This window comes from Bradyrhizobium sp. CSA112, from assembly GCF_029051645.1.
In the GTDB taxonomy this organism is placed as follows: Bacteria; Pseudomonadota; Alphaproteobacteria; order Rhizobiales; family Xanthobacteraceae; genus Bradyrhizobium.
The window spans coordinates 1-1,698 of sequence record NZ_JAACFS010000095.1; the positions used below are offsets into that span (position 1 = coordinate 1).

The 1,698-nt window shown below is 64.5% G+C and carries 1 protein-coding gene and 1 pseudogene; both read right to left on the reverse strand.

The features are described from left to right. On the reverse strand, positions 1-1,353 hold a 1,353-nt coding region (locus tag GWE18_RS41785; RefSeq protein ID WP_275191286.1), incomplete at its 3' end, for a pitrilysin family protein. Beyond that, positions 1,350-1,698 (reverse strand): annotated as a pseudogene (locus tag GWE18_RS41790) (insulinase family protein); the annotation flags it as partial. The pseudogene GWE18_RS41790 and the gene GWE18_RS41785, both read right to left, overlap by 4 nt.

The window sequence follows — 1,698 nt, forward strand, 5'->3', positions numbered from 1 at the left end:
GGCCGATGGCGCGGTGGTCGACTGGGCTGCGGCCAGTGGGGAGCTGCCGACGATGACGGTGAGCAGACCCTGGCCCCACAGCCGCTGCGCCGCCTTCCTGGCATCCTCCAGCGTCACCGCATCGACGAGCGCGCAGTGCTTCTCGATATAGTCGATCGGCAGCTTGTCGATCTGGTATTGCAGCAGCGCCTGCGCGAGTTTGGACGATGTATCCAGCGCCAGCATCTGCGAGCCCTTCAGGTACGACTTGGCCTCGTCGAGCTCCTGCTGGGTCGGGCCTTCCTCGGCCATGCGGCGGACCTGCTTTTCGATCTCTTCCACCGTCTCGCCGGCGCGATCGGCGCGGGTGCCGGTATTGCCGACGAACAGCGCGGAATGATCCATCCAGAGCAGCGTCTCATGGACGGAATAGGCGAGCCCACGCTTCTCGCGGACTTCGCGGAACAGCCGCGACGACAGACCGGCGCCGCCGAGGATCTGGTTGACGACATCGGCCGCCATGAAATCCGGCTCGCTGCGGCGGACGCCCGGACCGCCGAAGCTCAGGACCGTCTGCGGCACGTCGAGCGGAACGTAGACGCGCTGCGGCGGCTTTGCCGCAACCACATCGGGGACCTCTGTCAACTGCGCCTTTGCCGGCAGGCTGCCAAAGGTCTTGTCGAGCAATTTGCCAAGCGTCTCTGGATCGACGTCACCGACCACCGCGATCTTGAGCGTGTCCTTGGCGATCACGCGGCGGACATAGTCCTTCAGATCGGCGACGTCGATTTTCGGCACGCTCTCGACCGTGCCTCCGGCCTGGCGAGCATAAGGATGATCGTTAAAGGCGACTTCAAGGAACTTGCGATTGGCGAGCGTTGAAGGATTCGTGGAGTCACGCCGAAGGTTCGCGAGCACCGCCGCACGGATCCGTTCGACATCGGCCGCATCGAAACGGGGCGAGGTCAGCGCCATCCGCAGCAGGTCGAAAGCCTCATCCTTGTTGTCCTTGAGCATGCGCAAGGAGCCGCGAAACTGGTCACGGGACGAGGTAAAGCTCAGCTCAATGGCGCGGCGGTCGAGCCGCTCGTGAAAGCTCTTGGAATCGAGATCGCCGGAGCCTTCGTCGAGCAGGCTGGCGACCAGGTGACCGACGCCGGGCTTCTCAGCCGGGTCCTGGCTGGCGCCGCCGCCGAAGGCATATTCCATCGCGATCAGCGGGACGGTGGCCTCCTGCACGAACCAGGCTTCGATGCCACCGGGCGAGATCAGGCGCTGGATCTTGGTAGCGGCAAATGATGGTGCAGAGCCGAGCGCCGCGATCGCGAGCGAGGCCCCACCGAGGACGGCACGCCGAGTGAGAGAATAGGTCACGAGCGCTTCTCCTTACGTTTGGGCGCAGAATCCTTGATCAAATAGCCGGTCACCGAGCGCTTGTTGTCGAGCCATGCTTGCGCGGCCTCGCGCACCTGCTCGGCGGTGACGGCGCGGATGCGGTCCGGCCAGCTTCGGATATCGTCGATGCTGAGCCCGGTGGTGAGCGCCCTTCCATACCAGCCCGCAAGCGTCGCTTGGTCATCCTGGGCGTAGATCGCTTGCGCAATCAATTGGGTCTTGACGCGCTCGAGATCCTCGGCGCGCGCGGGATTTTGCGCGAGGTCGGCGATCACCTTGTCGATCGCGTCCTCGATCTGGGCGAATTCGACGCCAGGTTTCGGC